The sequence below is a fragment of the Parabacteroides sp. ASF519 genome (genome assembly GCF_000364265.2).
GTDB lineage: Bacteria > Bacteroidota > Bacteroidia > Bacteroidales > Tannerellaceae > Parabacteroides > Parabacteroides goldsteinii.
The window spans coordinates 4,591,119-4,610,016 of record NZ_AQFV02000006.1 but is presented as its reverse complement, the minus strand read 5'-3'; the positions used below and the strand labels follow the sequence as shown (position 1 = coordinate 4,610,016).

The window sequence follows — 18,898 nt, the reverse complement described above, 5'->3', positions numbered from 1 at the left end:
TATATGTTTGATAAATAGATGTTTGTGTGTTTTGGCACGCTGTTTGCATTATAAACGGCGTTGCCGGACATACTGTAAAGTAAAACCGGGCAGCTGTCCGTTATTGGATAGGTTATTATTTATAAAATAGGTAGTTATCAGATAGATACACTTATGGCATGCTATTTGCCATGAATTAGGTAAAAAGATAAACAATACTAATAAGATGTGTGTTTTCAACATGAAGGGAGCAACTCTGGCGAACTGCTCCCTTTTATAACCTAAAAAGGTTAACATAATTGATGAGGTTCTCTTTGGCGAGAGAACAAGCTCTTCCTTGTGCGTGAGCATAGGGGAGAGATTTTTTTATGCTTTAGCTCCTTTCATGGATAACTTTTCAAGGAAATATACGATAGCGAAGCCAAATATCATTAATCCTACGGCTTCCCACAACAACTGGTCCGGCAAAATATTTGCTTCAACCAACGGCTTGATCACTCCATGGCTGTCGGTATATGTCTCGATTGTTTCTTTCCAGGGCCATACTTTGTTGAGCGAACCCAGCATAAAACCGGCCAATACTGCGATTGTCGTATCATGGAACCGGCGCAGGGCATAAGAGAGTACTCGTGAAAATGAAGTGATACCTATTGCCGCGCCACAGATAAATACGAGCATGACCGGGATATTGAGTGTCTTTACCGCTTCCATGATATAGAAATATTTTCCGAGCAATACCAGAATGAAACTACCCGAAATACCCGGCAAGATCATCGCGCAGATCGCAATGGCTCCGCAAAGGAAGATAAAGAACAGATTTGTCGGTGTCTCCGCCGGTGTGGCAACGGTAATGTAATAAGCAATGATAGCCCCGATGATAAAACTCAGTATCGATTTCCAGTTCCATTGTTTGATATCTTTCGATACGAACCAGGTGGAAGCCAGTACCAACCCGAAAAAGAAGGCCCACACCAGGATCGGATGGGTAACCAACAGCCAGGTAATGAGCTTTGCCAGCGAGAAAATGCTGATCCCGATGCCGGCAACGATAGCCAGCAGGAAGTTGGCATTTATCGCTTTCCAGAAAGCGGCGATCTTACCGGTGAAGAGTAGCTTCAGGCTTGCTCCGTTAATACTCTTGATCGAATCGATCAGTTCTTCATAAATACCAACAATAAAGGCAATTGTGCCGCCCGATACGCCGGGAACAACATCGGCTGCGCCCATACCCATGCCTTTCAAAAGTAGGAGACCGTAGTCTTTTAGATTTCTGTCCATTATTAGTTATTATTGTCCTTATTATTGAGGAATTCCTTTGTCAGATCTTCCGGCGGGATATGTTTGCCCAGCAACTGCTGCTCCACATCGCTGAAGTCGATACCTGAGTTTTCCAGGTACTCGATCAGTTCTTTCGGGGTAGTCTTGCTGAAATGTTCGCCGAAATGCTTCATATCTCCTTTAGCCAGATAAGCCATAGCCATATGGAGATGGATAAAAGGCAGATTCGGATTAACGGCATATACCTTATTATAATATTTGATCGCCTTGTCGATATCGCCTTTCATGTAGAGATACTGTCCGGCATGGAAAAGGCTTTCAAAATCCTCCGGTTGATAGTAGTCTCCTTTATCCAATACTTCGAACAGACGTTCGGTGGTCTCGACTGCCTGCTTGTCTTCTCCGTTTTCTACGTAGGTCAAAGCCAGCAGAGAGAGTATCCTGACATTGTTGGGGAATAGTTCGACCGCCTTTGTCAATGTCTTGGAAGCCTCCCGGTGACGTTCCGTTTCTGCACAGCAACGGATGAAGTTGATGTATGCAGCCGGTTCGTTGTCAGTCACCTTTTTGCCGATAATATCTTTCAGCAGATTATAGGCTCCTTCAAAATTCTCAAGTTTGATATAACACTCAGCCATGAGCGGTTTGATGCGCTCCGCCATCTCAAAGTCGCCATTGATATCCTGATATACTTCCAGTGCCTTTTCATAATTTTCGTTCATGTAGAGGCAGTAGGCTTTCAGTATCTTCAACTCCGGGTCCGAATCATCGCAGGTCAGTGCAAAGTCGAATGCTTCGATTGCCTTTTCGAACTCCAGTTTAATCGAATATAACCGTCCGAGTGTGAACCAGTATTCGTGGGAGTAAGGGTTTTTGTCGATCAGTTCGTTGCAGATGCTGATCGCCCCGTCGATGTCTCCTTCTATTTCCCGGTTGTAGCATAACTCATCTTTCAATACCAGATTCTGAGGGAATAAATCAATGCCGCGGTTTATGAAATCGCGGGCTTCATTGTTCATTTCCATATCACTTAAAAGGGGAGCGGTACATTCGAATACCGTTTCCAGATAATCGCAATCCTCTTCGATCAATTTTTCTGTGTACTCGATCAGTTTATCATACCGGTCGAGCATGCAATAACATTCTAACCGTAATAAGTCAAGGTCCTGGTTGTCTGTTTCAGCGATTGAATCGATCAGAGCCAGTGCACTGTTATAATCTTCATTATAAACGAAGAGTTTGCATTGTCTGATCTGTAAGTCTGTATTACCCGGATGAAGTTTTAGTCCTAAAGCTAAAACTTCATCAAAGTAGTCATAATTATCCGATTCTTCAAAGCTGCCCAACAGTTCATCTACTTCATCTGCATCGAAATAGGGTTCTTTTCCCATTTCGCGGGCAGACAGATAACGTTGTAGCAGGCGTGAAATATCATCTTTTTTCATAGGGAATAATTTTAATGTGCCAATATGCCAATTTGTTAATATGCCAATAACCGGAATGATTAGTATATCCTGTCTGGTACATTATTAAAATCGGCGCATTGGCATATTGTTTAATTGGCAAATTATCAAGCCTTGTCCTTCACCTTGCTCCACGTATCTTTCAGGGATACGGTGCGGTTGAAGACGAGCTTTTCGGGCGTAGAGTCTTTGTCTACGTTGAAATAACCGATACGCTGGAATTGTAAATAATCTAACGGTTTGGCGTTTGCCAGATATTTTTCCACGTAACAGTTCGTTAATATTTTCAGAGAATCCGGATTGATGATCTCTTTCATCGCATCCAGCACGGAGCAATTCTTGGCTTCGCGGATAGCGGCCAGTTCATCACGCGGATTTTCTACTTTCCAGAGTCGGTCGTACAAGCGGACTTCTGCCGGCAGGCTATGCGCACAACTCAGCCAATGTAGCGTTCCTTTTACTTTGCGGTTGCTGTCCGGCATGCCGCTCTTGGTATTCGGATCGTATTCGCAATAGACTTCCACCACTTCGCCTGCATCGTTTTTCTTGCAACCGGTACACTTCACGATGTAAGCATTCTTCAGACGTACTTCCTGTCCGGGAGTCATACGGAAGAACTTCTTCGGTGCATCTTCCATAAAGTCGTCTCTTTCCATCCACAGTTCGCGGCTGAATTCGATCAGGTGGCTGCCTGCTTCCGGGTCTTCCGGGTTGTTGATAGCTTCCATCTCTTCCACCTGTCCTTCCGGATAATTGGTGATGATCAGTTTGACCGGATCGAGAACGGCCGATACACGGGTGGCACGGGCATTCAGGTCTTCACGAACGGCACTTTCCAACAAGGCGAATTCGTTCAGGGCGTCGTAAGTGGTATATCCGATCTTATCGACGAATTTACGGATAGACTCGGGAGAATAACCACGGCGGCGGAATGCACAGATAGTCGGCATACGGGGATCGTCCCAACCGTCGACCAGCTTTTCTTTTACCAGTGTAAGCAGGTTACGTTTGCTCATCAGCGTATAACTCAGGTTCAGTTTGTTGAACTCAGTCTGACGCGGACGGTTGTCGTCGAGATCTTTACCCTCTTTCAGCCAGTCGATGAACAGGTCGTATAACGGACGGTGTACCACAAACTCGAGTGTACAAAGCGAGTGTGTAACGCCTTCAAAGAAGTCGCTCTGTCCGTGGGCAAAGTCGTACATCGGATACACTTTCCATGTGTCGCCGGTGCGGTGATGGTGTGCCGACGTCACTACGCGGTAGATGATCGGGTCGCGGAAGTGCATGTTCGAGTTTGCCATATCTATTTTGGCACGCAATACCATAGCACCTTCTTCCACTTCGCCGTCGCTCATCTTTTGGAACAACGCCAGGTTTTCTTCGATGGGACGGTCGCGATACGGACTATTGATACCCGGTTGGGTAGGGGTTCCTTTCTGCTGGGCGATAACTTCCGAACTTTGTTCGTCGATATAGGCTTTTCCTTCCTTGATCAGACGGATGGCAAAATCCCACAATTGCTGGAAATAGTCGGATGCGTAATAGATGTTACCCCAATGGAATCCGAGCCATTCTATATCTTCCTTGATTGCATCGACGTACTCTACATCTTCTTTTACAGGGTTCGTGTCGTCGAAACGAAGGTTACAAACTCCGTTGTAACGTTCTGCAATACCGAAATCCAGACAGATTGCTTTGGCGTGTCCTATATGCAGATAGCCGTTTGGTTCGGGTGGGAAACGGGTTTGTATACGTCCGCCATTTTTACCTTCTGCCAGGTCTTTTTCAACATTTGCTTCAATAAAATTCAGGCTTTTTTTGCCTTCTTCTTCGTTCGTTCTGATATCGCTCATATCTGTTATAAATATGTTATTTCTTTATTAACGGAACAAAGGTAGCGATTTCTTTATTTGCTGCATAGCAATACAAGTTTTTTCCTGTATTTGTGGCTTAATTTTATCGAACAGAGTATAATACATGGATAAGGAAAAAGTTGTTTTACCGGCTTTTCTTAATTGGGTTATTATCGTCTTACTATAGCACACAGGTGACGCAGATCAGGCGGATTTACACAGAGAAGATGTTTATTTTATTAAATAAGAATCTGTGCTCATCCATTCAATCTGTGTCACCTGTGTGCTATGGTGAAACGTTGAATGTAATGCGTCAGAACAAGCTGATTAGCAGAGCTATGTTCAATACCGTAACCATGGTTCCCAATAATACGAGAAGGATGGTGGTTGAACGGGAGTTGACATATTGTCCCATTACTTTCTTGCTGGAGGTTAGATATACCTGGGTAAAGACTGTGATAGGAAGCTGCACGCTCAGCAACATCTGCGAGAGGATCAGTCCTTTGAACGGGTCGCCTATCAGGAAGATGATGAGCAAGGCCGGAACGAATGAAAGAATGACTCCCAGCTTGGAGTGTAAGTCTTTATGATTGTAGGCTTCGCCGTAGAAGCCGGCAAAGATGGAGGCTCCCGCAATACCCGATGTGATCGTTGAAGAAATACCGGCCAGCAGCAGTGCGGCGGCAAAGATCACGCCGGCGTTGTTTCCAACCAGGGGAACCAGTAATTGTTGCGCCTGGTCCAGTTCGTCGACGGTAATCTTTTCTTTGAAGAATGTTGCTGCTGCCAGGATGATCATAGCCGAGTTGATTGCCCAGCCGATAACCATCGACAGGAGCGTATCATAAAATTCATATTTCAGTTGCTTCTTAATGACCGATTCATCTTCCAGGTTCCATTCGCGGCTCTGTATCACTTCCGAGTGGAGAAAGAGGTTGTGGGGCATCACTACGGCACCGAGCACACTCATGATGATCAGCATAGAGTTGGGAGGAAACGACGGTTTTACCCATCCGGTGACGGCCTGTCCCCAATTGACATCGACCAAAGCCAGTTCATACAGGAAAGAGAGGCCGATAATGGAAACGAACATGATGATCCAGCGTTCTATCTTGCTGTAGGTATTGCTGAGAAGCATGATCAGGCAGGCAATCGTAACGATTACGGCACCAATCTTTATCGGTATGCTGAACAACATCCGCAGTGCAATGGCACCACCTAATATCTCGGCAAGCGAAGTCGAAATGCTGGCAAGCATGGCCGAACCCAGAATAGGACGGCTAAGCATCCGGGGCATATATTTATTGGTCGCTTCCGATAAGCACAAACCGGTTACGATTCCGAGGTGGGCAACGTTGTGCTGGATAATGATCAACATGATGGAAGAGAAAGTGACCACCCATAGCAGTGCATATCCGAATTCGGAACCGGCTGCCAGGTTGGTTGCCCAGTTTCCGGGGTCGATGAATCCTACGGTGACTAATAATCCAGGGCCTATATATTTTAAAAGGTCTAATCCTCCGGAACGAGGTTTGTGATTGATCTTGAGTTTGTCTAGCAGTTTCATGTTTTTATTACTTGTTATATCAAAATGTTAGTTACTTTCTTTTTATTCTTTCCTGTAGTCTTTTGAAACAGACCTACCTCTAAATTCATTTAGACGTACGTGTAAATCGATTTAGACCTAGGTGTAAATAAAATTAGACGTACCTCTAATAGAAATAACAAAGGGAACGTTTTATTGTTTTCTACGGGAATGTCAGAATAAACGACGTTTTGTTTATCGCCGGATTGCTCTTTAAGGCAATGCTACCCCCCGAGAGCCGCATGATCTGCCGCGAGATGGACAACCCGATGCCGCTTCCGCCTTCTTTGGTCGTGAAGAACGGCACAAAAATATGTTCCGCTTCTTCCGGTGGAATGGTAGGACCATTGTTGCTCACCTCGATAATCACGGACTCGTCCGGATTACAATAGGCTTTCAGCTCGATTAGCCCGTCCGGTTGTCCGCTGCCGATGGCCTGCATGGCGTTTTTCAGCAGGTTCAGTACAACCTGGGTGATTAGTTTTTCATCCGCATAAACGATCAGGTCGGCCGGTTCTATATTTATATTAATCGTTATATTGGGGAAATTGTTGTGGTGACGGGCCAGGTTTGTCATCCGCTCCGCAAACTTTTGCACATAGAATAACGAAGGTTCCGGTGTCGGGATATGGGTAAACTTGCGGTATGACTCGACAAATGAGATCAGGCTCTTTCCCGTTGTACTGATCACTTCCAGTCCGTTACGTATTTCGCTGTCGGCGTCTTCGTGGATAGAGAGCAGCGTGTCGCTCAGTGAGGTGATCGGGGTGACGGAATTCATAATCTCATGTGTCAGCACACGGGTCAGACGTATCCAGGAGTCGATTTCCTTATCGTCCAGTTCGCTGTTGATATCGTTGATAGCCAGGATACGCACATGTTTTTCCTGCAAGGTCATTTCGGATACGCGGATGGAAAGGTTTACCGTTCCGCGTTCGTTTACGAATGATATCTGATGTTTGTCGCCCGGGAGGATATTGGCAATCGTTGTCTGTAGTTTTTCATCGATGCGTGCCAGCTGTTTGACATGGGTGAAAACGGAAAGGCCCAACAGACGAAGAGCTTCGTTGTTGGTCTGGTAGATGTTGCCTATATCGTCCAATACGATTATGCCGGTATTGACCGAGTTCATGATCAGCTCGTAATATTTTTCTTTCTGCACAGCTTCCGCTTTCGCCTGGAAAAGTATCTGGGTGATGCGATTCAATGATTCGCTCACCAGTTTGTCGTTGGATGAACGTCCTCGGGTGGCATATTGGAATGCATAGTCGCTGTTGTCGATGGCATCGAACATGAAGGCTACCTTCTGGGCGTTGCGTTTGTATAACTGGCTCATCATCCGTATGGAATACAGCCAGCCTATGAAAACGAGGATAAACCATTCCCATTGCCGCGTCATGGCGAAATAGGTTCCTGCAACGGTTAATACTCCGAATAACCCCAGCCGGAAAGTCAGACTATGATAGATACCTTTTAACATAAGAATAATGTGTCAATGTGCTAATATGCCAATGTGCCAATTACGGATACAACCTACGCTGTGTTGTGTTGTGCCTTTCATTGGCATATCAGCACATTGGCATATTGGCACATTATAATTCATAACGTTTGATTTTATTGTACAGCGTCTGACGTGAAATACCCAATTGGCTGGCGACGAGCGAGAGATTGCCGTTGTACTTGTCCATGGCATTCTTAATCATGTTGTACTCCATCTCTTCCAGCGTGGTTGCCTCTTTCAGCGGCGATTCTTTTTTGCGGGGGAAGTCGAAGTCGGAGCTGTCGAGGGTTTCGCCTTCAGAAATAATCACGGCCTTTTCGATGGTATGTTCCAGTTCGCGGATATTACCGAACCAGGGTTGCTGCTTCAATTTATCCTTTGCATCCGCGCTGAGGCGCATGGAGGATTTACCGTAGATATTGCAATATTTTGCCAGGAATATTTCAGTCAGCGGAACAATGTCTTCCGGACGTTCGCGGAGGGACGGTATTTCCACGTGTATCGTGTTGATACGGTATAAAAGGTCCTCACGGAACTGCTCTTTCTGTACCATCTCCTGCAAATCGCGGTTGGTGGCACAGACCAGGCGGATATTTACCGGGATAGGGGTGTTGCTTCCTACCCGGACGATGCTGCGGCGCTGGATAGCCGTCAGTAGCTTTGCCTGTAAATGATAGGAGAGGTTCCCGATTTCGTCCAGGAACAGGGTTCCGTTGTTGGCTGCCTCGAACTTACCGGGGCGGTCGGCGCGTGCATCGGTAAAGGCACCTTTCATATGGCCGAACAGTTCGCTTTCAAACAATGTCTCGGTGATGGCGCCCATATCTACAGGGACCATAGCCTCTTTTTTGCGGTTCGACAACATATGTATTTCCCTTGCCAGCATTTCCTTACCAGTTCCGTTCTCTCCGGTGATCAGGATATTGGCGTCTGTTTTGGCAACCTTTTCGATCAGGTTGCGGAGTTGCTGCATGGCGTTGCTTTCGCCCCAGAACATGCCGCTTTCCTTGGAGATAACCTGCTTGCTGCTTTCATGCGGAACTCCTTTCCGGTTTGCCATCCGGATATCGTAAGCCGTTTTCAGCGTTTCCAGCAGTTTCGCATTGTTCCACGGTTTGACAACGAAGTCGGTGGCGCCTTCCTTGATGCCCCTTACTGCCAGGTCTATATCTGCATAGGCGGTGAAGAGTACGACCTGTACGGCCGGGTCTTCCTTCTTTATTTCGGACAGCCAGAAAAGCCCCTCGTTACCGGTGTTGATTCCGGCACTGAAATTCATATCCAGCAGGACTACGTCCACATTCTCGTTATGTAGTGTCGTCTTTATTTTGTTTGGAGTAGAGATGGTTATCACTTTCTCGAAGCAGGTGCCTAACAGCATCTGTACTGCGGTGAGAATCCCCTTGTTATCGTCTACGACCAGTATGGTGCCTTGTTTAGCCATTGTGATATTTAATGTATTTATAATGCAAAGATAGGGCTTCGGTTTTATACTACCTAACCTGTGTCTAAAATTTAGACAGATAAAATATGCGTACAAAACGGATAAATGCAGGTTGTCTAATAATTATACACCACTGTCTAATTTCTTTACACTTCTGAAAAAGAACGGTTTTTACAATTTATTGATAAATAGTGTTTTATCAGGTTTGGCACGCTCTTTGCCCTTTTGTTGGCAGAAAATAACACAAAAATGAAACAGATAATAGTTACATCGATTCTTTCGCTTAGCCTGGCAACAGTTACCATGGCCCAGGAAAAACGCTGGACAATGGACGAGTGCATGCATTATGCCGTTGAAAACAGTCCGAAAGTCAAGAAACAAACCCATACGAGCGATTCTTATAAAGCAGAGTTGAATTCAGCAGTAGCTTCTTTCTTCCCTTCCATGAGTGCAAGTGTGGGAGCACAGTATAGTTTCGGACGTTCCATTGACCCGGAAACCAACGTCTATAACAATACATCTACATTTAATAACGGATATGGCCTGAGTGTTTCCATACCTATATTTAATGGGGGACAACTGATCAACCAATGGCGTATGGCAAAAGCGAACCGTCAACTGGGTATGAATGATATCCAGAAGGAAAAGGATGATCTGGCAATCAATACGATGCAGGCTTTTATGGATGTCGTATATTATCAGGGAACAGTAAAACTGGCTGCCGAGCAACTGGAAGAGAACAGCCGCATCCTGTATAAGACCCGTCGCCAAGAAGAACTGGGACTGAAAGGTAAAGCCGATGTCGCCCAGATCGAAGCGCAGGTCGCTGCCAACGACTATAACCTGACGCATCAGCAGAATCTGCTGAATACAGCCATATTGACTTTGAAACAAAATATGAACTTCCCGTCGGAAATGGAGTTGGACGTAGATACCATGCTCCTGGATAAATCGTATGCAACCATGTTGGAATCGGTGGAGGAAATTTACGATTATGCATCCGATAATAACCCGACAGCTTTGCAGGCACAACTTCAACTGAAGTCATCTAAAATGAAATATCTGATGGCTAAAGGACGCATGTTACCCTCCATCTCTTTCTCAGCCGGTGTTTCTACCAATTATTATGAGAACCTGAAAGGAGAACAGGCTCCTGCTGCATTCGGAAGCCAGTTTAAGAACAACCGGGGGGAATACATTTCCTTTAACCTGAGTTTCCCGCTTTTTAACGGCCTGGACCGTCTGACAAATCTGCGCAAGGCCCGCAATAATATGCGTATCGCCCAGGAACAGCAGACCGAGGTGCTCCGCCAGTTGCAGACGGCTATCGAACAGGCTATCCTCGATCGTGAAGGGTACGCCAAGGAAACGATCCAGATGGAAAAGAAAGCCCAGGCGGACGAAATAGCTTACCAGGTGACTCTTCGCAAATTCGAAGAAGGCCTGATGAGCCCGATCGACTTACAGACCAGCGCCAACACTTTACTGCTGTCGAAAGCTGATTTGCTGCAACGGAAGCTGATGTATCTGCTGAAATGCAAGTTGGTTGATTACTATAAAGGTAAACCGTTGATTGAAGGTATAAACTGAGAATAAACAGAAACTGATAATAAAGAAATAAAAACATACAACAATGGATATACAATTAGAAAAGAAAAGAGGCATTCAGAAGAAACATTTACCTTATGTAGGTGGCGGTGTTTTATTCCTGGCATTGGTCGGATGGATCATTTTCGGCGATCATGCATCGACATTGAAAGTGGACGCTCGTGGTATCAGTATCGGTGAGGTTACGAAGGAGCAGTTCAATGATTTCGTTCGTGTAAACGGACAGGTGCAGCCGATAACTGTGGTACAGTTGAGCCCGGAAGAAGGCGGTATCGTTCAGGAGAAAGTAGTGGAAGAAGGTGCCCAGGTAAAGAAGGGCGACGTTATTATCCGCCTTTCCAATTCAAGCCTCGATTTGCAGATATTGGATGCCGAAGCTCAACTGGCGGAAAAACAAAACTTCCTGCGTAACACACAGGTGGCCATGGAACAGGACAAACTGAACAATCAGTTGGAAAAGGCACAGCTCGATGTCGATATTGCCCGTTCACGTCGTGCTTATTCACAACAGAAGAAATTGTATGATGAAAACCTGATTGCCAAGGAAGATTATCTGAAAGCTAAGGAAGATTATGAACTGGCAACAAAGAAATATGACCTTGTTGTTGAGCGTCTGCGTCAGGATTCTATATCCCGTACGATCCAGATGGACGAAATGGAAACCAGTCTGGCCAACATGCGCCGTAACATCCAATTGGTTCATGAACGTAAGGAGCATCTGAATGTCCGTTCACAGATTGACGGCGAACTGGGTTTGCTGGATGTCGTGCTGGGACAGAATGTTTCTGCCGGTTTAAAGATCGGCCAGATCAACGACCTTTCCGACTATAAGGTGGAAGCGATGATCGACGAACATTATATCGACCGTGTTAAGCCGGGACTGGATGCCGACTTCGACCGTCAGGGAACAAGTTTCGCACTGGCCGTACGTAAGGTGTATCCGGAAGTTCGCGACGGTAAATTCCGTACGGACCTGGTGTTTACAGGCGAACGTCCTGACAATATCCGTAGCGGTCAGACTTATTATATCAATCTGGAACTGGGACAGCCGACAGAGAGTATCATCATCCCACGCGGAACATTCTTCCAGAGCACCGGCGGCAGCTGGATCTTCGTACTCGACAAAGATGGCAAGAAAGCCTATCGCCGTAAGATCAAGATCGGCCGTCAGAACCCGCAGTATTATGAAGTAACAGAAGGCCTGGAAGCAGGAGAAAAGGTAATCGTTTCCAGCTATGAAAGCTACAAGGATAACGAGGTGCTGGTTTTGGAATGATATATAGAATAAATGAATCGTGTATAGAAAATAATGTGCCAATGTGGCAATATGCTAATGTGCCAATTTAGAAAAAATTGAGCTATCTGTTTATAGTGACGGGAGTAACTAATTCCCCTCTTGAGAGGGGATAAGGGGTGTGTTAAAGCCAGTTATAGGACGAAACTATAACACACCCCCTTCCCCCCCTCAAGAGGGGAGCCAGGTACAACCGGTCAATAATCGGATAGTTCACATTTGACAATAATTGAAATAGTTATATCCTAATAATAACTGAATATAAAACATACCACTATGATGAAGAACTTTTACATAGCTATCCGGTCCCTTTCTAAGAAAGGACGGCACAGTGGCATCAAGATATTGTCGTTAGGTGTAGGCCTGGCAATGGGGTTGGTTCTTATCGCGAAAGTATGCTTCGAACTGTCCTATGATGGCTTCTATCCGGCTTCGGACAGGATATATGCCATCCAGGAGAACGTATCGTTCAAAGATAATCCGCTCGATACCTATCCCCATGTCAGCGGAGGCATAGCTCCCGGTATGAAAGCCGAGATTCCCGGAGTAGAAGCCGCCACCCGTGCCCTTAAATTTGGCGACGTTGTGATCCATACGCCCGACAAACGGAAATACGATGCTACCCTGATGCTGGCCGATGATTGCTTTTTTGATGTTCTTCCGCGTGATATGATAGCCGGCAAAGCAAAAGAAACGCTTGGCCGTCCCCTGTATGCACTTGTTTCGGAAAGTGTGGCGAAAAATATCGGTGCCGGTGAAACGGATATTGTCGGTCAGACTTTCGAGATCGAAGCCTATCCCGGTGTCAGCCTGACGATCGGCGGCGTTTTCAAAGACGTTCCGAAGAATACCCATCTTTTCTATGATATGCTGGTTTCGATGGCCTCTTATAAAGAGATTGCCGGATGGACGAACGAAGACGAATGGTTCGGTGGCGACAGCTACAACGCCTATGCCCTTCTGCGACCGGGTGTCAGCATGGAAGATATGGTCAAGCCGATGGACGATATGCTCGACCGCCATGTCGACCCCAATGAACTGAAAGAACAGGGCATTAACTATAAACTGAAACTCTGCCCGCTGGAAGAGGTCTACGGCAAGTCGCCTGAAACGAAGAAGATGGCTGTCATACTGGTCGCCATCGCTTCCGCCATCCTTTTTGCGGCCCTGATGAATTACATACTGCTGGTGATCTCTTCGCTGGTAGTTCGCTCGAAAGATATAGCTATACATAAATGTTACGGAGCATCCGGCTGGAATATCTCCGACATGATATTTTCCGAGACATTCCTTAACCTGCTCATATCTCTGGGCATTTCCGCCCTGTTGATACTGGCTTTCCGCGAGATGGTGGAGGAGCTGCTCAACGCTTCCCTGCTGTCGCTCATCTCTTTGGATACGATTCCGATGCTGGTGGCTATTTGCCTTGTCATCTTCCTGCTGGCGGGATTACTGCCGTCGCGCCTGTTTGCCGGTGTACCGGTGGCATCCGTGTTCAGGTCGTATAACGAGTCGAGACGGTCGTGGAAGAAAGTGCTGCTGTTCATCCAGTTTATCGCTGTCGGTTTTCTGATCTGCCTGTTGGTTGTGATCGGGCTGCAATACCAACGGCTGGTGACGGATGATCCCGGCTACTCGTTCGACCGCCTGGCCTATTGTTCTCCGAGCGGTGTGAAAAGCTCGCAACGTCGTGCCCTGATGGATGAACTGGCCAAGCTGCCCGAAGTGGAAGGAGTGGCGTCGTGCGCCAACCTGCCAATCTACAGTGGCTCCGGCGATATGGCTTACCGTCCGGGAACGAATGAAACGATCGTCCACTTCAACGACCTTTACGAGGCGGATGCCGATTATGTGCCCCTGATGGAAATGTCGGTAATCGAAGGAAAGGCTTTCGATCGTTCTTATTCCGATTCTGCGCAAGTGATGATGGTCAGCCGCATGATGGCGGACCAGTTGGCGAAAGCGCTGGACTGGAAAGACGGGGTAATAGGAAAGCTTGTGCCGGTAAGCGGCCATGGTGGAAATTCACAAGATTTTAGGATCGTAGGTGTTTACGATGATATCCGTATCGGTCAGATCGGTCAGGATCTGATGTATCCTTCCGCATTATTCTATGGAAACAGGGCACATCGGAATATCGTCATCAAATTCCATAAGCTGACAGCCGAGAATATGGCGAACGTACATGATGTCATCCAGAAATTCCTGCCGGACAATGAATTTACACTCGCTTCCTACAGTGTCAGCGTGACGAATCTATATAATGCTTCACGCCTCTTCCGCAACTCGGTTATGTGGGGTGGCATCGTGACCCTTATCATTACCCTGATCGGACTGATCGGCTATATCAATGACGAGACGAATCGTCGCGGTAAAGAAATCGCCGTACGTAAGATCAACGGTGCTACCGAGGTGAATATCCTCTCGTTGATGACACGCGATGTGGCCTGGATGGCTCTCCCCGCCATTCTGATCGGAGCCGCCGGGTCTTATTATGCGGGCGAAAAATGGTTACAACAGTTCTCTGAAAAGATACCGATGCATGTCGGCCTGTTCATTCTCTGCTCTGTCTGTATACTGACGGTCATCCTGGCTACGGTTGTCTACCGTTCGTGGATGGTTGCTGTATCGAACCCGGTGGAAAGTTTAAAGTCTGAATAGTAATACATATATAATATGATAAAGAATTTTAGTATGGCATTCCGTTCCCTGTTCAAGAAAGGGAGGAATAATGGAATTAAGATCATTGCTCTGGCTGTCGGATTGGCCATGGGACTAGTATTGATTGCGAAAGTCTGTTTCGAACGGTCGTACGATAACTTTTATCCGGACAACGACCGCATTTACCTGGTCAAGTCAGGCATCAACCGCGAAGGAAAAAAAGATACCTGGGGACAGGTGAGCGGCGCAATCGCCCCCGGCATGAAAGCGGAGATACCCGAAGTGGAGGCAGCCACCCGCTACACCCGTATCGGTTCGCCGGACGAACTGATAATGACGCCCGAAAAACAGTTCTACACGGCAACCCTTTTGCTGACCGATACCAGCTTTTTCGATGTTTTCCCGCGTCCGATACTTATCGGTGACCCGAAAGATGTGCTGGCGCGTCCGAATTATGTCATGATCTCCCGTTCGCTGGCCGAAAAGATGGGCGGCGTTGAAAGCGCAGTCGGCAAAACCTTTGTGCGCGATGTGAACCGTAATTCCGTGCAAACGATCGGCGGCGTGTTTGAAGATATACCTGAAAACAGCCATCTGCAATACGACATGCTGGGTTCGTTGGCGGGTTATTCCGTGCAAAGTACCACCAACTGGGTGGGTAACGACCGTTACGTTGCCTATGTGAAACTACTTCCGGGAACAACTCCCGAGTCGCTCGCCCCCTCTATCCGCCGCATGCAGGAACGCAACCAGGATTTGGAAGGTCTCAAGAAAGCCGGTGTCGATCTGTTTTATACTATATCCCCCTTGCAGGATATCCATAACAACAACGAAGATGTAAAAGATATGAATGCGATGTTGCTTTTTCTGGCTACGATCCTGATCGTCATCGCCGTGCTGAACTATATTCTCGTAGTTATCTCCACCCTGATCGGACGGACAAAAGAGGTGGCGGTACATAAATGCTACGGAGCCTCCGGAAAAGATATTCTCGGAATGATACTTTCCGAATCGCTCCTGCATCTCTTGCTTGCCTTGTTGTTGGGTGCTTTCCTGATCCTTGTTTTCAGAGGTAAGGTGGAAGATTTGCTGTCGGCATCCTTGTCGGCTTTGTTTACGCTGCCCACCGTGACGCTTCTGGCGGGTATCTGCCTGGTTGTATTCGGGGTGACATGCCTTGTCCCGACCTGGCTTTTCCTGCGCATACCGGTTGCATCGGCTTTCCGCAGCGTGAAGGAGTCGAAGCGGTATTGGAAACTGTGCCTGCTTTTCGTGCAGTTTGTCGCCACGGCTTATCTGGTAGCGCTTCTGATCACGATCAGCCGCCAATATGACAAGATGATCACGAGCGATCCGGGGTATGCCTACGAAAACCTGATCTATTGCAATACCACTGGAGTGGGAGCACAGGAACGTGAGCGTGCTATCGACGAACTGCGCCGCCTGCCACAGGTCGATCAGGTCGGATGCAGTACCGAACTGCCTTTCTATTATGCCTCCGGAAATAATGTTTCCCTGCCGGGTGAAGACCGTGAGTTGTTCAATATTGCCGATATGTATTTCGTCTCCGACAATTATTTCAAGATCATGGAAATACCCGTCGTTGAGGGCAAAGCCTTCCAGCCGGGCGAAGCGAATGACGATAAGGTAATGGTCAGCCGTAAGTTTGTCGACCTGATGGAGAAAACGGCCGGCTGGACGGGAAGTCCTCTCGACAAAGGTGTCATGATTACCGAACATAGCAACGGCACGAAGGTATTCACCATCAGCGGTGTCTACGAAGATTTCCGTATCGGTTCGCTGAAAGGCCCGGATACCCGTGCATCCGTTCTCTTCTACAACACGCCCGACAGTTATAATCCGGCTAAGATCATCCTGATAAAGATGCATACCATGTCGTCTGAAAACCTGGCTCAGATAAATGAAATACTGGCCGGTGCCATGCCCGACAAAGTGGTCGAAGCCTCCGTCTATAAGATGGATATTCTCAACCAATACCAGGACGACCGCGACTTCCGCGACTCCATCATGATCAGCGGCCTTGTCACCCTGATCATCGCCCTGATCGGATTGCTGGGATATACAGCCGACGAGACCAACCGCCGCGGCCGCGAGATCGCCATCCGTAAGGTAAATGGCGCGACAGCCATCGATATTCTCCGGATGATCTCAAAGGATATTTCCTATATTGCGATTCCTGCCCTGGCGATAGGAGCCGCCATTGCCTATGTCAGCGCATCTGGCTGGCTGGAAAAATTCGCGGAACGCATCCACCTCAGTGCCTTTATCTTTATCGGTGCCGCCTTGTTCGTCTATGTGATCATCATCGGTTGCGTTTTATTCCGCGCCTGGAGAACGGCCGACGAGAATCCGGTGGAAAGCCTGAAAGCGGATTAACTGTCTATTTATATCGATTGTAAAACAGAAAGCATCCCCCTCCTGTGAGGTCCGGATGCTTTTTTTATTTAAATTGCATTTTTCTGATAAATCATGTTACGTTTCCCTCACCCGGTTGTCTTTATAGTAGGATGGAACAAGAACAGTTTAAAATAGAAGTAGTACCGTTACGGGATAAACTTGCCGGCTGCGCTCGACGTTTGCTGGATGATCCGGAAGATGTCGAGGACGTCATACAGGAGGTATTTCTTAAACTCTGGTGTATCCACGATAAACTCGAAGCGTACGACAGTGTGGAAGCGCTGGCTATGCAGACCACCCGACACTTGTGCCTGAATCGCCTGAAGTCTTTTCAGTTCAGCCGGAAAGAACAACTCTCCGAAGAGGTGATTGTCTGTGAACATGCTACTCCTTACACCGAATTGGAACAGAAAGACAGCATCGACCAGGTCATGCGCATCATCGATCGGCTGCCCGGACTGCAACAGCTTATTCTCCGCATGAAACATGTCGACGGATGCGAAGTGGAAGAGATAGCCTCCCTGACCGGAAGCACCCCCGAAGCAGTACGAATGAATCTCTCACGTGCCAGAAGACGTGTCAAAGAATTATTTTTTAAGATGTAACAACTATGCAGACAGAAAAACAGAAACATATAGAACAATTATTGGAACGCTTCTTTGACGGGCAGACCTCTAATGCCGAAGAGCAGGAATTGTATTCCTTCTTCAACAGTTCCGATGTGCCGGAAGCATTGAAATCCTATCAGCCTGTGTTCGGCTATTTTGAGACAGGGATCAGAGAGGAACTGAATGAAAAGGAGGCGAAAGACGGGGATCCTTCCCGGAAATCAACTTTGAAGAAATGGCTGTGGATCGGAACTTGTGCCGCCGCTTCTTTATTGTTATTCCTTATATATTCTTTCCGGACTGAACGACCGGATCCGTTCAACCCTTATGAAGGAAGCTATATCGTTCGCAACGGCGTCCGTATCACCGATATGGAACGGATATTACCGGAACTGGAATACGCCATCCAGGAGGTAGAATACCATCAGGAGCAGGCCGAACAAATCGCCTACCGGGTGAACCGTAAAGAAAAACTGCTCAGGGAGACCGAAGTCAAAGTGGCCAACCCTTACCGGAAACTCCTGAAAGAAAATCCGAACAAGTATTTCCGGCAGGAGATGAAACAGATTTTGTACAACGATTATTAATCATCAACAGATAGAACATTATGAAAGCAAAGAAAACTATTTTATTGTGTGTGATCCTTTTATTGGGAGGTTTGACAGAAGGATTGAAGGCGCAGGAAAACCTGAATGCTCTGATGAAAAAGTGCGAGAATATGGATACAATCGACATGAACGTGATCTACAACAAGAACCGGGAGACGAAGAAGACGGAGAAGATCATCAAGACGGTTACATTCTCGAACAACCAGAAGTTGCTGGATGAATTTGTGACAGCCTTTGAGAAGGACAAAGATGCCGCCTACAAAATCATTGACGATAAAAAGAGCGGAAAACTGCTGCCTTCATTCTACCGTTTCGGAAGCGGGAAGACGGATATTTCTTATTCACTGTCAGTTTCCAAATCCGGCAAAGTGACGGTCAGCAAGATCGAACGCTTTGATTATGATCCTAAAAAAGCTGGAGGTGCTTTTATTGATTTAGGAACCGGATCCTTTGAGTTTGACTATGAAACCAATACGAAGTCATTCAAAGCATATAACTAAATGTACTATATTTAGAAGGCATTCTACCTGTGAAGGCGGAATGCTTTTGCAGCCTCCAATCTTAATCTGGTGGAAAGTGTGAGGAATAAATAGCG

At 46.9% G+C, this 18,898-nt stretch carries 13 protein-coding genes and 2 pseudogenes; 9 read left to right on the top strand and 6 right to left on the bottom strand.

Features of this window, described 5'->3' with window-relative positions; translation table 11 throughout:
- Positions 1-345: 345 nt before the first annotated feature.
- The 6 genes from C825_RS18240 to C825_RS18215 form a co-directional block, all read right to left on the bottom strand.
- A complete protein-coding gene (locus C825_RS18240; protein ID WP_010803556.1) occupies positions 346-1,257 on the bottom strand; it encodes a DUF368 domain-containing protein in 912 nt (303 codons plus the stop codon).
- A 2-nt stretch (positions 1,258-1,259) separates the two neighbouring features.
- Positions 1,260-2,702, bottom strand: coding sequence for a tetratricopeptide repeat protein (locus tag C825_RS18235; RefSeq protein ID WP_010803555.1), 1,443 nt, complete (start codon positions 2,700-2,702; stop codon positions 1,260-1,262).
- Positions 2,703-2,827: 125 nt separating this feature from the next.
- The gene (locus C825_RS18230) at positions 2,828-4,576 is read right to left on the bottom strand and encodes a glutamine--tRNA ligase/YqeY domain fusion protein (protein ID WP_010803554.1); all 1,749 of its coding nucleotides are present in this window, start codon (positions 4,574-4,576) and stop codon (positions 2,828-2,830) included.
- A 313-nt stretch (positions 4,577-4,889) separates the two neighbouring features.
- A complete protein-coding gene (locus C825_RS18225; protein WP_007653312.1) occupies positions 4,890-6,143 on the bottom strand; it encodes an Nramp family divalent metal transporter in 1,254 nt (417 codons plus the stop codon).
- 181 nt (positions 6,144-6,324) lie between these two features.
- The gene (locus tag C825_RS18220; RefSeq protein ID WP_010803553.1) at positions 6,325-7,641 is read right to left on the bottom strand and encodes a sensor histidine kinase; all 1,317 of its coding nucleotides are present in this window, start codon (positions 7,639-7,641) and stop codon (positions 6,325-6,327) included.
- Positions 7,642-7,753: 112 nt separating this feature from the next.
- Positions 7,754-9,106, bottom strand: coding sequence for a sigma-54-dependent transcriptional regulator (locus C825_RS18215; protein WP_010803552.1), 1,353 nt, complete (start codon positions 9,104-9,106; stop codon positions 7,754-7,756).
- Between the two features lie 249 nt (positions 9,107-9,355).
- Between C825_RS18215 and C825_RS18210 the strand changes: the two genes are divergently transcribed.
- The 9 genes and pseudogenes from C825_RS18210 to C825_RS18180 all read left to right on the top strand — a co-directional run bounded on the left by C825_RS18210 (position 9,356) and on the right by C825_RS18180 (position 18,803).
- Positions 9,356-10,696, top strand: coding sequence for a TolC family protein (locus C825_RS18210; protein ID WP_010803551.1), 1,341 nt, complete (start codon positions 9,356-9,358; stop codon positions 10,694-10,696).
- A 43-nt stretch (positions 10,697-10,739) separates the two neighbouring features.
- Positions 10,740-11,990 carry an efflux RND transporter periplasmic adaptor subunit gene (locus C825_RS18205; RefSeq protein WP_007653317.1) on the top strand — a complete coding sequence of 417 codons (1,251 nt, stop codon included), beginning with the start codon at positions 10,740-10,742 and terminating at the stop codon, positions 11,988-11,990.
- A gap of 294 nt (positions 11,991-12,284) precedes the next feature.
- On the top strand, positions 12,285-14,669 hold the full coding sequence (locus C825_RS18200) for an ABC transporter permease (RefSeq protein ID WP_010803550.1): 2,385 nt from the start codon (positions 12,285-12,287) through the stop codon (positions 14,667-14,669).
- A gap of 15 nt (positions 14,670-14,684) precedes the next feature.
- Positions 14,685-15,392: pseudogene (locus C825_RS27895) on the top strand (ABC transporter permease); the annotation flags it as partial.
- A gap of 12 nt (positions 15,393-15,404) precedes the next feature.
- Positions 15,405-15,866, top strand: a pseudogene (locus C825_RS27890) (FtsX-like permease family protein); the annotation flags it as partial.
- A 141-nt stretch (positions 15,867-16,007) separates the two neighbouring features.
- Complete coding sequence (locus C825_RS27885; RefSeq protein ID WP_370686663.1) at positions 16,008-17,066, top strand: ABC transporter permease; 1,059 nt, start codon at positions 16,008-16,010, stop codon at positions 17,064-17,066.
- A gap of 131 nt (positions 17,067-17,197) precedes the next feature.
- Positions 17,198-17,692, top strand: a complete 495-nt coding sequence (locus tag C825_RS18190) for a GFO_1088 family ECF-type sigma factor (protein ID WP_010803548.1) — start codon at positions 17,198-17,200, stop codon at positions 17,690-17,692.
- 5 nt (positions 17,693-17,697) lie between these two features.
- On the top strand, positions 17,698-18,282 hold the full coding sequence (locus tag C825_RS18185; RefSeq protein WP_010803547.1) for a PG0215 family putative anti-sigma factor: 585 nt from the start codon (positions 17,698-17,700) through the stop codon (positions 18,280-18,282).
- A 20-nt stretch (positions 18,283-18,302) separates the two neighbouring features.
- Positions 18,303-18,803: a DUF5024 domain-containing protein gene (locus C825_RS18180; protein ID WP_010803546.1), complete on the top strand. Its 501-nt coding sequence runs from the start codon at positions 18,303-18,305 to the stop codon at positions 18,801-18,803.
- Positions 18,804-18,898 lie beyond the last annotated feature (95 nt).